13 protein-coding genes and 1 pseudogene are annotated in these 15,332 nt (G+C 69.4%); 9 read left to right on the top strand and 5 right to left on the bottom strand.

Annotated features, from left to right (window positions below):
- Positions 1-106 precede the first annotated feature (106 nt).
- Together ACZ6TD_RS26090 and ACZ6TD_RS26085 are read left to right on the top strand one after the other, a co-directional pair.
- Entirely contained in the window at positions 107-652 is a 546-nt protein-coding gene (locus ACZ6TD_RS26090) for an RNA polymerase sigma factor (RefSeq protein WP_037955421.1), read from the top strand.
- The gene (locus ACZ6TD_RS26085; protein WP_471342047.1) at positions 649-1,212 is read left to right on the top strand and encodes an anti-sigma factor family protein; all 564 of its coding nucleotides are present in this window, start codon (positions 649-651) and stop codon (positions 1,210-1,212) included. Before ACZ6TD_RS26090 ends, ACZ6TD_RS26085 begins: the two co-directional genes overlap by 4 nt.
- A gap of 154 nt (positions 1,213-1,366) precedes the next feature.
- Here the strand turns inward: ACZ6TD_RS26085 and ACZ6TD_RS26080 are convergent.
- The 5 genes and pseudogenes from ACZ6TD_RS26080 to ACZ6TD_RS26060 form a co-directional block, all read right to left on the bottom strand.
- Positions 1,367-1,687, bottom strand: a pseudogene (locus tag ACZ6TD_RS26080) (signal peptidase II); the annotation flags it as partial.
- A 293-nt stretch (positions 1,688-1,980) separates the two neighbouring features.
- Positions 1,981-3,249, bottom strand: a complete 1,269-nt coding sequence (locus ACZ6TD_RS26075; RefSeq protein ID WP_471342045.1) for a glycoside hydrolase family 5 protein — start codon at positions 3,247-3,249, stop codon at positions 1,981-1,983.
- A gap of 8 nt (positions 3,250-3,257) precedes the next feature.
- Positions 3,258-3,605 (bottom strand): response regulator, encoded by a 348-nt coding sequence (locus ACZ6TD_RS26070; RefSeq protein ID WP_471342043.1) that lies wholly within the window; start codon positions 3,603-3,605, stop codon positions 3,258-3,260.
- Between the two features lie 858 nt (positions 3,606-4,463).
- Positions 4,464-5,537, bottom strand: coding sequence for a glycoside hydrolase family 6 protein (locus ACZ6TD_RS26065; protein ID WP_471342040.1), 1,074 nt, complete (start codon positions 5,535-5,537; stop codon positions 4,464-4,466).
- A gap of 18 nt (positions 5,538-5,555) precedes the next feature.
- Positions 5,556-6,716 (bottom strand): S8 family serine peptidase, encoded by a 1,161-nt coding sequence (locus tag ACZ6TD_RS26060; RefSeq protein ID WP_471342038.1) that lies wholly within the window; start codon positions 6,714-6,716, stop codon positions 5,556-5,558.
- 294 nt (positions 6,717-7,010) lie between these two features.
- Here ACZ6TD_RS26060 and ACZ6TD_RS26055 point away from each other — a divergent pair, with 294 nt between their 5' ends.
- The 7 genes from ACZ6TD_RS26055 (at position 7,011) to ACZ6TD_RS26025 (ending at position 15,244) form a co-directional block, all read left to right on the top strand.
- Positions 7,011-7,520 carry a GtrA family protein gene (locus ACZ6TD_RS26055; protein ID WP_471342037.1) on the top strand — a complete coding sequence of 170 codons (510 nt, stop codon included), beginning with the start codon at positions 7,011-7,013 and terminating at the stop codon, positions 7,518-7,520.
- Positions 7,517-8,812: a glycosyltransferase gene (locus ACZ6TD_RS26050; RefSeq protein WP_471342035.1), complete on the top strand. Its 1,296-nt coding sequence runs from the start codon at positions 7,517-7,519 to the stop codon at positions 8,810-8,812. The genes ACZ6TD_RS26055 and ACZ6TD_RS26050 overlap by 4 nt, the downstream gene beginning before the upstream one ends.
- On the top strand, positions 8,802-10,562 hold the full coding sequence (locus ACZ6TD_RS26045; RefSeq protein ID WP_471342034.1) for a glycosyltransferase family 39 protein: 1,761 nt from the start codon (positions 8,802-8,804) through the stop codon (positions 10,560-10,562). Before ACZ6TD_RS26050 ends, ACZ6TD_RS26045 begins: the two co-directional genes overlap by 11 nt.
- 24 nt (positions 10,563-10,586) lie before the next feature.
- Positions 10,587-12,017, top strand: a complete 1,431-nt coding sequence (locus tag ACZ6TD_RS26040) for a hypothetical protein (RefSeq protein WP_471342033.1) — start codon at positions 10,587-10,589, stop codon at positions 12,015-12,017.
- Positions 12,018-12,294: 277 nt separating this feature from the next.
- Positions 12,295-12,639 (top strand): hypothetical protein, encoded by a 345-nt coding sequence (locus tag ACZ6TD_RS26035; RefSeq protein WP_471342031.1) that lies wholly within the window; start codon positions 12,295-12,297, stop codon positions 12,637-12,639.
- 2 nt (positions 12,640-12,641) lie between these two features.
- The gene (locus ACZ6TD_RS26030; RefSeq protein WP_471342029.1) at positions 12,642-14,558 is read left to right on the top strand and encodes a PAS domain S-box protein; all 1,917 of its coding nucleotides are present in this window, start codon (positions 12,642-12,644) and stop codon (positions 14,556-14,558) included.
- Entirely contained in the window at positions 14,555-15,244 is a 690-nt protein-coding gene (locus tag ACZ6TD_RS26025; protein ID WP_471342028.1) for a response regulator, read from the top strand. Before ACZ6TD_RS26030 ends, ACZ6TD_RS26025 begins: the two co-directional genes overlap by 4 nt.
- The last annotated feature ends 88 nt before the right edge of the window (positions 15,245-15,332 follow it).

Below are 15,332 nucleotides of genomic sequence, written 5' to 3'. Positions count from 1 at the left end.
CTCGGATCGCCGATCAACCCATGCGGCGCGGTGAGCGAGATGTTACACAGAGTGTGATACGTCGTGCTTCGCGTCCCCGGGGGGTCCGGATCCGAGGAGGCACTCCGTGGCTGACCCGGACGCCCATCAGCAGCGCATGTTCGCTCAGTATGTGCTGCCCGAGGTCGAGGTGCTGCTGCGCGTGGCCATGTCACTGACCACCCAGCGAGCCGACGCCGAGGATCTCGTGCAGGACACGTTACTACGGGCGTACCGGGCAGTCGGCCGTTTTGACGGGAGACATCCACGGGCCTGGCTGCTGACGATCATGCGGCATGCGGAGGTCAGCCGGCGCCGCCAGCGCCGGCCCCGGCTGCTCGACGATCCGGACACGGAGCTGGAGCGGCTGGTCCCGGCCCGGGACGCGACGCCGGAGGAGCTGGTGGTGGACACGACGTTCGACGAGGCCGTGGACGCCGCGTTCACGGCCCTTCCGCTGCGGGACCAGCAGGTGGTGCGGCTGGTGCATGTGGACGGGCTGTCGTACGCGGAGGCCGCACAGGTGCTGGACGTCCCCAAGGGGACGGTGATGAGCAGGCTGCACCGGGCGCGCAAGCGGATCCGGAACCAGTTGCTGGCCGCGGGAGTGGAATCGGAGCGAGGTGGCGCATGAGCAGATGGACATGGTGGCGGACCACGGGGACCACGCAGACCACCGGACGGCTCCGGACCACACGATGCCCCCTGGGCGCGCCGATGCTCCAGTCGTATCTGGACGGGGAACTGGACGCCCCGGCCGCGGCCCGGGTGCGCACCCATGTGGCCGAGTGCCACCGCTGCGCCCGGGAGCTCGCCGTCTACCAGCGGATCAGCGAGGCGCTGGCCGCCCGCGCGACGATCGACGAGGCGGTGCTGGACCGGCTCAGGGACTTCGCGGAGTCCCTCGCGGAGCGGGAGAGCCGGGAGCCGGGGACGGAGGGGGCGCCGCAGGAGCCGATCCCGGGGACGGAGACGGTGCCGACGGAGACGGTGCCGCCGGAGGCGATGCCGAACGAGACGACGCAGGTCGAGGCGATGCCGACGGAGACGTTGCCGAACGAGGCGATGCCGGTCGAGGCGATGCCGGTCGAGGCGATGCCGGTCGAGGCGATGCCCACGGAGACGGTCCCCGGGACGGCGCCGGGGGCGGATCGGGACGCCGATCAGGGCGCGGTGCACAAGGCGGGAGGCTGACGGCCACCGGATCGGGCCCCGCGCCCGGTCCGCTCGCGCCCGGACCGGGCAGTGCGACGGCCCGCTCGCGTGCCCGCGGGGGTCTGCGCAGCAGCAGGGCCGCGGTGAGCAGGGTCCCGCTGATCAGGGCCACATCGGCGAGGTTGAAGACCGGCCCGCGGGCGTCCAGCGTGATCCAGTCGATGACGGCGCCACGCAGCGGGCCCGGCGACCGGATCATCCGGTCGGCGCCGTTGCCCATCGCTCCCCCGGCGATCAGCCCCAGGCCCAGCGCCGCGCCCCGGCCGCGGACCCGCAGCCCGGCACCGGCCGCGCCCAGCGTGGCCACCGCGCCCGCGAGCGTGATCACCACGATCAGCGCGGGGCGGCTCTGGCCCAGGCCGAAGGCCACCCCGGTGTTGCGCACCAGCAGCGCGCAGAACGGCCCGAACCGGGCCTGCGGCCCCACGGTGCCGCTCCAGGCGGCCAGCGCCATCGCCTTGCTCAGCTGATCGGTCATGATCACGGCAAGCGCGACCAGGGGAAAGAGCAACCGGCCGGTCGCGGGGTGGGGCTTCATCATCGGCCTCCCTGGGGGTGGGGGGCCGGTCCGCGGGCGCGGTCCGCGGCCCGGGAAGGAAACCCGCCGGGCGGCCGCCCCGCTTCCCTTCCGGCGAAAAACACAGGACGAGGGCCCGCAGGCGGCACTGCCTGCGGGCCCTCGCTGCTTGCCAACGCCTTCGACCAGCTATGTGGTCATCGGCGGTGTACCGAAGGGGTTACTCCGACTTACTTCCCCTTCTTCGCCTCCAGGAGCGGCGTCTGGTACTTGGCCAGCATCTTCATCTTGTTCTTGTCGATCGTCTTCCAGTCGTTCTTCAGCACACCGCCGGTGTCACCCGAGTCCGGGTTCCAGGTCCAGTAGGTGTAGCTGATCTGGTGCTTCTTGAGGTAGTCCATCAGGGCGTTCTGCCAGACGGCCTCGGAGCTCTTACCGGCGGTCTTCTTACCGCCGAACTCACCGAGCAGCAGCGGGGCGATGTTCTGCTTCTTGATGTACGCCCAGTGCTTCTCCCAGATGGCCGGCATGTTCTTCGGGAAGTCCTTCGCCATGAACCAGTTCTGGTTGTAGACGCCCGGACCGTAGTCGTGGGCCGAGTAGACGACCTTGTTCGGCTCCTTGAGCTTCACCGGGTGCTTCTTCACACCCTGGAGGTCACCGCCCCACCAGAACTGCTCGTTCTTGTGGCGGTCCGTACCCTCGACGAAGATCAGCCAGTTCTTGTTGACCTTGTGGATGGCGTCACCGGCCTTGGTGGCGGCCAGCTGCCAGTCGGTCTTCGGGTTGCCGTCGCCCCACGTGGCCTGGCCACGCGGCTCGTTGTGGAGGTCGGCGCCGATCACCCGGTCGTTGTTCTTGTAGCGCTTGGCCAGCTTGACCCAGTCGTCCATCCACTGCTTCTCGGTGAGGCTCTGGGAGTACCACAGCTCACTCTGGCCGTACTGGTCCGGACGGTGCTGGTCCAGGATCACCCGGATACCACGGTCGGTGGCACCCTTGACGATCTTGTCCATGATCTGCTGGGGGGTGAGGCCCTTCAGATCGGGGTTCTTGTGCCAGTCGATGCCGTTGGGCTTGGCCGACGACTTGAACATCTCGTTCGCGTACGGCAGGCGCAGGGTGTTGAAGCCCTGCTTGGCCATCTGGTCCAGCATCGACTCCCAGTTACGGGTCCACAGGCCGTGCGGCGCGTAGGTGCCGGTCTCGAAACCGAACCAGTTCACACCGGTCAGGACGACCTTCTTACCGTCGGAGTCGACGATGTCGCCCTTCTTGGTGGACAGGGGACCCTCAGCACCCGCGCCGGTGGCCTTGGCGCCGGCGGCGGAGGAAGTGGTGGTGGTGGCCGACTGGCCATCGGAGTTGTTCACCGCGAAAGCGGTGACGGTGCCACCCACGGCAGCAGCAGCGACGACGGCCGCGGCGATACCGAAGCGGAGACGCTGCGAGCGCGGCGCACGCTTGGTCTCGGTGGTCGGGGCGTTGTTCTGGTCCATGGGGGAATTCATTCGGTGAGGCTCCTGAGCAATTGGGGTACTGCGGTTTTCAGGACGCTGGGGTTGTTCGTCGGAGATTCCAGACATTCCATCTGCGGGTCGGAGACTGCGGTCAGCCGGACAATCCGCGCGGACGGTAGGAGTTCGCCGATCAGGCGGACCAACCGCTGCGTTTGCCAGCTGGGCTCATCCACGTCGATCAGCACCACATCCGGCTGCAGGTGATGGACCAGAGAAATTGCTTCTCGGGCCGACCCTGCAATTCCGGATAGCTCCAGTCCGGGCTCCTCGACAACGAGATCGGCGAGAGCACTCAACACCAATGGGTGGTGCTCCACGACGAGAACTCTGTGCATCGATGGGAGCTCCTTCGGGGCTTGTCCTTTCGCTTCACGACATTAGGGAGTGACCGCAGTTGGTATCGCCGTACGCCTGGCTGAAATCTGCGTACCTCAATTGCAGGAATTCGGGGCACACCAAACGGCCGAATTCCGCCTACCTCAATTGAGGTAGGAGAATTCGGCCGTTTTGCATGGGTTATGTCCGTTTTAGGGGATGACCTGGAGGGCACAGGAGCCGCTCAGGAGGTTCTCAGGGAGTGCTCAGGGGATGCTCGGAGGCCGGCCAGGGGCCCTCAGGGCATGCGAAAGGCGCCGGTCACGGGGTGACCGGCGCCTATGGATCTTTCCCCTCCCCGCCCCTTCCCGATCCAGGGGCTCCGCCCCTGGACCCCGGGGCCGGGGCAGAGCCCGGGACGGGGCGCGGGGCAGAGCCCGGATCCGGGACCCGGGGCGGAGCCCGGAACGGGGCGCGGGGCGGAGCCCCGATCCGGGACCCGGGGCAGAGCCCCAAACCGGGGCCCGGGACAGAACCCCGATCCGGGACCCGGGGCAGAGCCCCAAACCGGGGCCCGGGACAGAACCCCGATCCGGGACCCGGGGCAGAGCCCCGAAACGGGGCGCGGGGCGGAGCCCCAAACGGGGCCCGGGGCGGAGCCCCGATCCAGGCCCCGGGGCAGAGCCCGGATCCAGGGCCCGGGGCAGAGCCCCGAACCGGGGCCCGGGGCGGAGCCCCGAACCGGGGCGCGGGGCGGAGCCCGGAACGGGGGCTGGGGCGGAGCACCAGTTTCGGGAAGGGGCGGGGAGGGGAGCAGCACGCCGCAGGCGCCGCGCTCGGCCGGGTACGCCCCACGAGGGCCGGAGGAGGGCGGAGCGTCAGCGCGTCAGCCGGTACGCATAGCCGGGGACGAACATCCCCGCACCGGCGGCACAGCCGTCCGCCTGGCCCGGCTGCTTGATCCACAGGAAGGCATCGACCCCGGGGATGCCCGTGGCGGCGGTGGGCGGCCTGCCCAGCTTGCGGCCCGGCGGATCGCAGAAGCGGTGGTGACGCGTGGGCCCCGCCCCGTTACGGCTGGTGTCCACCACGACCCCCAGCCGGGGCCGGCGCAGCTCCCGGATCACGGACAGCCCGTAGCGCACCTCGTCGGCGGTGGCGTTGAAGTTGGAGACGTTGACCGCTATCCCGTCCCCGTACCGCTCTATACCGGCGCGCCGCAGCCGCTCGGCCATGGTCTTCGCGGGCTGCCATCCGGAGTTCCCGGCGTCGTAGTAGACCCGGGCGCGGGGAGCGCCCCGCTGGAGCGCCCGCGCCGCGTACGCCAGGGCCGCGAACCGATCCGCCTGCTGCCGCCGCTTGAGACAGCTCATATGCGCGAGCGCGTCCGGTTCGAGGATGACGATGGCGCGCCCGTCCCCTATGCCCCGGGTGAGGGCGTCGCTCCAGCGCCGGTAGGCGGCCGTGTCCCCGGCGCCGCCGGAGCTCAGCTGCTGGCAGTCGCGCTGGGGGATGGTGTAGGGGACCAGCACCGGCAGCCGTCGCTGGGCGGCGGCGGTGCGGACGAGGTTGCGGGCCCGCTCCTCGATCAGGGACTCATTGGTCTCGGTGAGCCAGGCGGCCTGGGGCTCGGCGGCGATCCGCCGGGCGATGGCCGCCGCCCGTCGGTCGTGCGGATGGTCCCGCACCCAGGTCGCGGCCGGGTTGTGGGGGTCGACGTAGAAGCGGGTCGTGGCCGGGAAGAACGGCTTGGCCACGGGGAGCGACGGCTTGGTGGCGGGTGGCCGCACCGGGCCCACGAACAGGGCCTGCACGGTGGTCGCCGCCATCACCACCTCGACCACCAGCACCATCACGATCAGCTGGGCGACGCCCCGCCCCGCCCACCGGGAGGTGCGGGCGCGCACCGGCGGGCGGGGGCGGCGGTCGCGTCCGCACAGTTTCGTGATCATGGCGAGTCCTGCCCGGCCTCAGCCGTGGTGGGAGTTGTCGGGCGGCCTGCGCCGGCTGATGAGCACCACCGCCAGGATCGCGAGCACCACCAGGACTCCCGCCACCACACCTATCGTGACCAGGGCGGATTCATCCCCCTGGGTTCTGGGGGCGGCCGCGTCCGGGGTGGCGGACGGATGGCGGCGGGGGGCGGAGAGCTCGGCGGAGGCCGGGGGCGCGGCCCGGTCCGCCAGCGCCTTGGCCGGGGCGATCACCCCGTACCCATAGCGCGGGTCATGGCCCGAGGAGCCCTTGCGGTCGGCGGTGTCGATCAGCTTCTGGACCACCTGGTTGGCGTTCCAGCGGGGGTGCTCCGAGCGCAGCAGCGCGGCGCCCGCCGCGACCCAGGGTGCCGCGAAGCCGGTGCCGTCGCCGGTCCAGTAGTCGTCGTTGCCGGAGGTGGTGAGGATGGCGACACCGGGGGCGGCCAGGAGGGTCTTCCCTCCGTGGTGGGAGGAGGTCCAGACGGCGCCCTTCTTGTCGGTGGCCACCACGGCGACCACTCCGGGGAGCGCGGCCGGGTAGGTGGGCCGGTTGCCGATCTTGCCGTTGTCGCCCGCGCCGGCCACGATCACGGCGTCCTTGTCGACGGCGTATTTCACCGCGGACCGCAGTGCGGGGGTCGGCCGCTTGAAGTTGACGGCCAGGTCGATGACGCGCGCGCCATGGTCCACCGCGTGGCGGATGGCCTTCGCGGTGGGGTCGGCGAGGGGCTTTCCGTCGCGGTAGACGCCGAGCGGCATCACCTTGGCTTTGGGCGCGAGCCCGTACACCCCGTCGCCGCGGTAATTGCGGCCGGTGCCGACGATGATTCCGGCGGCATGGGTGGTCTGCTCGGCCGCCTTGCCGCCGTCCCGGGTGCCGTAGCCGCCGGTGCCGCCCGCGAAATCCTTTCCGCGGACCACGCGCCCGCGCAGATCCGGATGGGAGGCGTCGACCCCGGTGCCGATGACCGCCACGGTCACTCCGGCGCCTTTGCTGAATTTCCAGGCGCGCTCCGCCTTGAGCGCGGTCAGCGCCCATTCGGAATCGTGCAGCCCACCGGAATCGGAATCACTTGCCGCAGCCGACGTGGCCAGTGCGAGTGTCATCACGGCGATGACCGCTCCGGCCCGGCCGGCGAATGGATGGCGTGACATCACGTGACCTGACATTACGTCACCTACTCTCCTCGCACGGGACGCAAGGCCGTCCGGCCCATTTCATCTTTGGGCATCCCCCGCAGGTACTGGCACCCGCGAGAGGGTGAGCGCCCCGTCCCTTCTTTGGGGGACCGGTCCGGATACCCGGGCCCCGGCTCTCCCCAATACGGGGGATAGGAGAGGTCCGCCGAAGGTGTACCACCCGCTCCCCCGGGCGCGGGTACTACCTCCTTTTCGGGTGACGCACTCTTGGGTCAACGGCGATAAGAGCCTCCTGCCGAGGGAGTCGCGATGCAGCGTTTCCGAACGTTCAGCGAGCGCACCGGAGAGCCGGGCGAAGAGGCGGACAGCACCGACCGTCATGCCCGCAGGCGGGCCGGAATGCTGTTCCGAGCCCGCCGGATCCGGAACCCGATGGCAGGCATGCCCGGTCTGGCCCTGCGTTTCGCGGTGGTCGGCGGGGGCGGTGTGGTCGTGAACACGGTGGTCCTCTTCGCCCTCTATCACTGGGCCGGACTGCCGCTGCTGGCTGCGTCGTCGATAGCGGTGGAAATCGCCGTCGTTCACAACTACCTGCTGAACGACCGGTGGACCTTCGCGGTGGCCACTCCCTCCCTCGGACGATTCATCAAGTTCAATGTCTCGGTCCTGGGCGGCCTCGGGGTCAATGTGCTCATCGTCTGGTCACTGGTGCGCACCGGAATGCATCTGCTGCTGGCGAATTGCCTCGGCATCGCGGCGGCTTTCGCGGTCAACTTCGCGTCGAGTACCGGCTGGGTCTGGGGGAGGCGGAGCCGATGATTGTCGCCATCGTCTACCTGGTGCTGATCGTGGTCTCGATCCTGCTCACCGTGCAGTCTGCCCATGTTCTCTACCTCATGCTCTACACCTGGGACCGGGCGGACGCCGAACGGAAGTCACGGGCGCCGGATGAATTCCTGCCGCCCCAGATCTCCTTCAGTGTCCTGCTGCCCGCCCGGCATGAGGAAGACGTCATCCAGAGCACCATCGAGCGCGTGGTGCGGGCCAACTATCCGGCCGAACTGCTGGAGGTCTTCGTGATCTGCTCACAGGACGACGACGGCACGATCAAAAAGGCCGAGGAGAAGATCGACGACCTGAAGCGGAAAGGGCTGCACAATGTGCGGGTCGTGGTGTTCGACGACAAGCCGATCAACAAGCCGCACGGCCTCAACACGGCCCTTCCGCACACCGCCAACCAAGTGGTGACGATCTTCGACGCGGAGGACGACATCCACCCGGAGATCTTCTCCCTGGTGAACACCGTGATGGTCCAGGAGAAGGTCAAGGTGGTCCAGGCCGGTGTGCAGCTCATGAACTACGAGTCCAACTGGTACTCGACGCTCAACGTCCTGGAGTACTTCTTCTGGTTCAAGAGCCGGCTGCACTACCACGCCCACTACGGCTCGATCCCGCTCGGCGGCAACACCGTCTTCTTCGCCCGTGAGCTGCTGCTGCGGCTCGGCGGCTGGGACGACCGCAACCTCACCGAGGACGCCGACATGGGGCTGCGGATATCCGCCATGGGCGAGCGGGTGCGGGTGGTCTACGACGACCGGTATGTGACCAAGGAGGAGACCCCGCCGACCCTCGGCCACTTCATCCGCCAGCGCACCCGCTGGAGCCAGGGCTTCATGCAGACCCTGAAGAAGGGCACGTGGAAGAAGATGCCGACGCGCAAACAGCGCTGGCTCGCCTTCTACGTCCTGGCGTTCCCGCGCGGGCAGGCGCTGCTGGGCATCTATCTGCCGATCTCGCTCGGCATGATCCTGATCCTCAAGGTGCCGGTGCTGATCGCACTCTGCTCCTATCTGCCCGTTCTGCTGCTGGCCGCGCACTTTCTGGTCCAGGCGGTCGGCCTGTACGAGTTCACCGGCGCCCACGGCCTCGAAGCCTCGCCGAAGGCCGTCGTGCGCATGGCCATCGCCTGGTTCCCCTTCCAGATGGTGCTGGCGTACGCCGCGCTGCGGGCCATGCGGCGGGAGATGCTCGGCCGCCACGACTGGGAGAAGACACAGCACGTAGGTGCCCACCGGGCCACCACCGAGGAGGCGGAGTCGCGTGTCGGATAACCCCACGCCCTCGCGGCCGGCGGCCGTCGACGCGGAAGGCCGGAACACCGCGGCGGACAAGGGCGCCGCGGCCGGGAACGGCACCGCCGCGGACAAGAACACCGAGGCCCCCGCGCGGCGTCCGCGCCGCCGCCGCCCGCGGTTCTCCGTGGAGCGCGGCTGGTTCCCCCCGCTGGGGACCAAGGGCAGGATCGCCCTGGTCGCCTCCCTGCTGACCGGGCTGCTCACCCACGGCTACCACCTGTTCCGCTACCCCCTCTACCTCACCGACGAGGGCATCTACATGCAGCGGGCGTGGTCGCTGGTGCGGGAGACCAGCCTGTCCCCGTACACCTATGACTACGACCACGCCCCGCTGGGCTGGATCACCCTGGCCGGGTGGGTCCTCCCGCTGCCGAAGCAGTTCGAGACCTTCGGGAACGCGATCAACACCGGACGGTTCCTGATGCTGCTGGTGCACGTCGCCAGCGTCTATCTGCTGTTCGAGATCGCCCGGCGGCTGTCCGGCAGCGTGCTGGCCGCCACCGTCACCTCGTTCCTCTTCAACGTCTCGCCGATCGCGGTCTACTTCCAGCGGCAGGTCCTGCTGGACAACCTGATGATCCTCTGGCTGCTGCTGAGCCTGTTCATGCTGCTCAGGCGAGAAGTCACGATCAGATCGGTGTTCGGCGGCGGGCTGGCGCTGGGCATCGCCCTGATCACCAAGGAGAACGCGATCTTCTTCGTGCCCAGCTTCATGTATCTGCTCTACCGGAGGGTCAAGGGGTCGGCCAGCAGCCGGTTCACCAGCACTCTCTGGCCATTCGCCGCGGCCGCCCCGATCGGCGCCTATGTGACCTACGCGGTGCTCAAGAACGAGCTGCTGCCGAGCGGTTTCGACTTCGACCTGAACAACCCGCCCGCGGACCATGTCTCGCTGCTCTACACCCTGTGGTGGCAGCTCAACCGCAACCAGGGCACCCTCTTCAGCCACACCGGTCTGCTGCAGACCAGTTGGCTGGTCCGGGACAAGTTCCTGCTGATCGCCGGGGTGTGCGCGATGGTGATGTGCCTGTGGATCGGCACCCGGGACCGCAGGCGCGACCTGGGCTTCCTGATCGCCGGGACGCTGGCCTTCGGCTACGCCTTCTACCTGGTGCGCGGCAGCGTGGTGCTGGACTTCTACGTCACCCCGCTGATCCCGATGTTCGCGCTCAATGTCGGCATGATCACCGACCGGCTGCTCAAGGGCTCGTTCGCCAATCGGTTCATGCGCGGCGCGCATTCCCTGACCCGGGTCGCCGTACCGTCGTTCGTCGCCGTTCTGCTGCTGGTGTCACCGGCCTCCGGATATCTCGTCCACACCAATACCGAGGGCCGTACGCAGATCGCCGACCAATACCAGTCCAAGATCAACCTCACCGGAATGCAGCATGCCCAGATCGCCTGGGTGCGCAAGCACGTACCGCCGAATTCGCGCATCATCATGGACGACGACCTGTGGGGTGAGCTGCACGATGTGCGCCCGTTCTACCCGTACGCGCATTCCCACTGGAATGCCTCGTCCGACCCGGATGTGCGCGACAAGCTCTTCAAGAAGAGATGGCAGAACGTCGACTACATCATCATGTCGAACAAGATGCGCAAATCCATGATGACCAACAATTCCGACGGCCGGGAGAACTGGATTCTCCAGGCGCTGCGTAATTCCACCCGCGTCTGGTCGGATACCCAGGGCAATATCAAGCTGGAAATCTACCGTGTGCAGTAGCCATGGGAAGAGGAGGTGAAGGCCATGCCTGAGTACGACGACGACTGGGATGTTCCGGAGGACAGGGATGATCCCGAGAACGAGGAGCACACCCCCGACGGTGAAAAGAAGAAAAAGCTCACCTGGAAGACCGTCCTGCTCGCACTCGTGGTCTTCGCGATCGTCGGATCGCTCGTCCAGGTGGTCGCGCGCGGCGGCTTCGGAGGCGCCCTGAACACCACCGGCAGCGGAGGCGGCGGCGCCCCGAAGAAGGAGCACCACTCCCGGCAGCAGCAGGAGATACGCCCGCCCAAGCAGCCCAAGACCATCAAGCTGGGCAATCAGCGGGTCCCCCAGGCGTCCGGCCCGATCATCGTGATCAACCCGGGCCTGGTCACCCCCGGCGGCAGCGCCGCGGTCGAGGGCGGCGGCTTCGACAAGAAGGCCACCGTGGACATCCTGCTCAAGGCCCGGAAGTCGGATACCAAGGGCCGTGCCATCGGCAGCGTGCGCTCGGACCGGTTCGGGTCGATCTACGCCCGGTTCACCATGCCCGACACCGCGGGCAACCGGCCCGCGACGCTGGTCGCCCAGCAGCGCGGCAGCAGCAAGACGGCGGAGGCCAAGGTGATCACCGGCGGCGCGGTCGGCACTGCCAAGATCAACAAGATGGTGGGCCGCCCCGGCGACGTGGTGACGGTCACCGCCCGCGGCTTCCGCCCGGGTGAGCCGATCGACGTCTTCTGGGGCCGGACCACCGGCATCCCCGTCACCACGCTGCACACCGACAGCAGCGGTAGCGTGGGCCAGGCGGCGATCAAGGTGGGCGTGGCCCCGACCGGCTCCAGCACCCTGGTCCTGGTGGGCAAGCGCAGCAAGACCACGGCCACCGCGCCCTTCCAGATGCTGGCCATGTACCCCTCGATGAAGTCCAAGCCGTACGCGCTCAAGGCCGGCCAGCGGATCACGCTGTCCGCCAACAAGTTCGCGCCCGGCGAACGGGTGCTGGTCTACATCAACTCCACCGGCGGTCTGCCGGCCTTCACCGCCCAGGCGAACGGCATGGGCCAGATCCGCGACGTGGCGTTCAACGTGCCGTTCGGCCTCAAGGGGCGGCAGACGCTGATGGCGATCGGCGACCAGAGCCGGGCCGTGGTCCGCTCGGGCTTCACGGTGCTGCCGTACACCCCGTCCGCCGAGCCCAGCGCCTTCGGCGGCAGGGCGGGCACCACGCTCAGCTTCTATGTCGCGGGGTTCGCCCCGGGCGAGACGGTGGACGCCTATGCCGGTTCGGGCTCGAAGGGCCAGCGCAAGATCGGGACCTTCCAGGTGGACAGCCGGGGCAAGGCGTCGGCCGTGGGCTCGTACAAGATCACTCCGGCGGATGAGAGCGGTGTGTCCTTCCAGCTCGTCGGCCAGAAGAGCGGTGGCGTCGCCAGGGCCAGCATCAACATGTCCCAGGGTCGCGGGGGCTAGGGACCGCGCGTGACGTCGAGGGAGAACGTGGGCCGGGGCGTGCCGTCCGCCGGGAAGCGGCGGGAAGCGGCGGACACGGCGGGGAAACAGGCCCACGTTCCAGGGAGCGACCGGCCGCCGACGGCCGTGGGGCGGCTCACCCGGGCGGCTCACCAGTTCCGTAGATGTACCATGCGTCCTGGAGTGTCCTATGAGCGTAATTTTCGGCCCTAACTCACGAAGAGTCCTACAATTCCTGACCCACATCGAAGACCTCTCCCCGGAGGAAATCGACCGGGTGGCCGATCTGTGGAAGCAGACGTCCAGCCAGACCCGCGCCGAGGGCTGGGCGGTGGTCCACCGCACCACCACGCCCGAGGAGCGGTACCGGATCCTGGTCGCCGCCTCGGTGGCGCGCCGGGCCGCCCTGGACACCGCGCGGAACCACAGGAAACACGACTGGGCCTTCTGGGCCGCGGTCTGGGACGCCGCGACCGCGGTCGCCGTCTGCGACCGCATCGGAAGGCACTACAACGTGCTGGTCGCGCCGCTGGCCGCGGTCATGCCGTCGCTGGCGCACTGCCGGCGCGATGAACTCGAGCCCCGCGAGCTGCGGGGTGCCGTCCTCAAGGGAGGTGGGTAGCGATGGGCGACAACCGGATCGCCGTTGTGGTGGCCGATGACGACCCGGCCGTCCGTGAGGCGCTCGCCGACCTCATCGACTCCCACCCGGACCTGGAGCTGGTGGGCCTGGCCATCAACCACGAGCAGGCCGTGCGCGCGGCGGTGGACCACCGCCCACAGGTCGTGATCATGGATGTGCACATGCCCCGGGGCGACGCCCCCGGCAGCGTCCGGGCCATCCGCGACCAGGTCCCCGAGGCCCGGGTGGTGGCGCTGTCCGCCCACGGCGAACGCGAGACCGTGCTGAACATGCTCGCCGTCGGGGCCAGCGGCTATCTGGTCAAGGGCACCCCCGCCGAGGAGATCCTCGAGGCGATCATCCGGGCCGCCCGCGATCAGTTCAGCATGTCCGCGGAGCTCCTCGCCGACTGCGCCGAGCCGCTGCGCCGCGCCGAGCGCGCCTCCTGGCGGTTCGAGGACCTGGTCGGCAACCGCCTGGAGGACTCGTACCTGGAGCTGCTCGGCCACGCTCCCTGCGGAGTCCTCGTGGTCGGCCCGCGCGGCCGGATCGAGTACGCCAACGCCCACATCCGGCACATGTTCGGCTACAGCTCGGCCGAGCTGCGCGACAAGCGGCTGCGGGACCTCGTCCCCGAGCGCTACCGCACCGCCTCCGAGCAACTGATCGGCCGGGTCTTCACCGCGCCGTCCGCGATGAGCGGCCGCCGCCGCGACGGCGGCGAGTTCCCCGCCCAGTTCAGCGGCGGCCATCTGCAGGGCCGGCAGACCCGCGGGGTGGTCTTCATCGCCGACCTCAGCCAGCTCCGGGCGGCCGAGAGCCGGTTCCGCCAGCTCATCGAGTCCTCCCCGGACGCGATGCTGATCGTGGACACCAGCGGCCGCATCCAGGCGGCCAACCACCGCACCGAGGCGCTCTTCGGCTACGACCGCGACCATCTGATCGGCCGGGCCGTGGAGGCGCTGCTGCCCGACCAGCCGCTCACCGTCTCGCTGCGCGAATGGGACGACAGCCTCGAGGAGCCGGTCGGCCACAGCATGGAGCTGGTCGGACGGCGCAGCGACGCCAAGCAGTTCCCCGCCGATGTCAGCATCAGCCCGCTGCGCACCGAGGAGGGCCTGCTCACCGTCCTGACCATCCGCGACATCACCGAGGTGCAGCGCGCCCAGTTCGTCCTGGAGCGCAGCCTGGAGCTGCTGGAGGTCACCGACCGCGACCGCCAGGCGCTGCTCAGCCATCTGGTCCACGCCCAGGAGGCCGAGCGCGGCCGGATCGCCGCCGACATCCACGACGACACCATCCAGGTGATCACCGCCGCCAGCCTCCGCCTCCAGCAGTTGCGCCGGCGGCTGCGGGACCCGGACGAGCAGCGGGTGATGGACAAGCTGGACGAGACCCTGAAGCTCTCGCTCAGCCGGCTGCGCCAGCTCATCTTCGACCTGCGGCCGTCCAGCCTGGAGCACGGCTGCCTGGCCGGGGCGCTGCGCGGCCTGCTGGAGCAGATGCGCACCGAGACCGGTATCACCTACCGGCTGGAGGACCGGCTGACCGCCCACCCCCCGGCCGAGACGATGGCGCTGATCTACCGGACCGCTCAGGAAGCGCTGGTGAACGTGCGCAAGCACGCCCACGCCAAGACGGTCCATGTGCAGTTGCTCGGGCTCGACGACGGCTGCCTGGTGCGGATCGTCGACGACGGCGAGGGCTACAACCCGCTCGAGGTGGAGTCCCGCCCCGGCCACCTCGGGCTCTCCCTGATCCAGGAGCGGGCCCAGATAGCGGGCGGCTGGTGCCGGATCGAGAGCGAACCCGGCTCCGGCACCACCGTGGAGTTCTGGGTGCCGCTCGGCACTCCCCCGGGCGCGCCGCTCGCCACCCCCGGCTCCCCCGACTCCCCCGAAGGGGACCCGCAGCCGTGACCGCACCTCCCGAATTGACGAAGGTGCTGATCGTCGAGGACCACCGGGTGGTGGCCGAGGGGCTGTGGGCCCTGCTGGCCGAGTACTCGGATCTGACGGTGGTCGGCTGGGCCGACTCGGTCGCCGAGACCGTGCCGATGGCCAAGGAGCTGAAGCCCGATGTGGCGCTGGTCGACTTCCGGCTCCCCGACGGCACCGGCGCCGACGCGGCCGGCGGCATCCGGGCCCATGACCCGTCCGTCGCCATCGTGATCCTCAGCGCCGACGCCAGCGACTCGGCGCTGCTGGCCGCCGTGGAGGCGGGCGCCTGCGGCTATCTGCTGAAGTCGGCGAGCGGCGACGAGATCGCGGCCGCCATCCGCGCGGCCGCCGAGGGCGAGACCCTCATCCCGGCCAGCACGCTGGTGGAGGTGCTGGCACGGCACCGCGAGGACGCGCGGTCCACCGCCGAGCAGACCGAGCGCCTGGAGAGCCTGACCCCGCGCGAGCAGGAGATCCTCACGCTGATGAGCCACGGTCTGGACAACCGGGCCGTCGCGGAACGGCTGAGCATCAGCTACGCCACCGTGCGCACGCATGTGCGCAGGATCCTGGAGAAGCTGGAGGCGCGCTCACAGCTGGAGGCGGTCGCGAAGGCCGCCGAATTCGGCTTCAAGCCCGCGCAGCCGGAGGGGCCGGAGGAGTGAGCGACGGGCTGATCCGGCCCGTGTCCGCCTTCGGTACGGCGGTAGCCCCCTCCGGTGCGGGGGCCGTTCGGCGTTTCGCCGTACGGGT

The sequence above is a fragment of the Streptomyces yongxingensis genome, assembly GCF_055597465.1.
This window is presented reverse-complemented; position numbering and strand designations above follow the sequence as displayed.

What these genes read in the sequence shown, in the direction of transcription:
- ACZ6TD_RS26085 (WP_471342047.1), top strand. Translation starts at nt 649, where the DNA reads ATGAGCAGATGGACATGGTGGCGGACCACGGGGACCACGCAGACCACC.
- ACZ6TD_RS26075 (WP_471342045.1), bottom strand. Translation starts at nt 3,249, where the DNA reads ATGGACCAGAACAACGCCCCGACCACCGAGACCAAGCGTGCGCCGCGC.
- ACZ6TD_RS26070 (WP_471342043.1), bottom strand. Translation starts at nt 3,605, where the DNA reads ATGCACAGAGTTCTCGTCGTGGAGCACCACCCATTGGTGTTGAGTGCT.
- ACZ6TD_RS26065 (WP_471342040.1), bottom strand. Translation starts at nt 5,537, where the DNA reads ATGATCACGAAACTGTGCGGACGCGACCGCCGCCCCCGCCCGCCGGTG.
- ACZ6TD_RS26060 (WP_471342038.1), bottom strand. Translation starts at nt 6,716, where the DNA reads ATGTCACGCCATCCATTCGCCGGCCGGGCCGGAGCGGTCATCGCCGTG.
- ACZ6TD_RS26055 (WP_471342037.1), top strand. Translation starts at nt 7,011, where the DNA reads ATGCAGCGTTTCCGAACGTTCAGCGAGCGCACCGGAGAGCCGGGCGAA.
- ACZ6TD_RS26050 (WP_471342035.1), top strand. Translation starts at nt 7,517, where the DNA reads ATGATTGTCGCCATCGTCTACCTGGTGCTGATCGTGGTCTCGATCCTG.
- ACZ6TD_RS26040 (WP_471342033.1), top strand. Translation starts at nt 10,587, where the DNA reads ATGCCTGAGTACGACGACGACTGGGATGTTCCGGAGGACAGGGATGAT.
- ACZ6TD_RS26030 (WP_471342029.1), top strand. Translation starts at nt 12,642, where the DNA reads ATGGGCGACAACCGGATCGCCGTTGTGGTGGCCGATGACGACCCGGCC.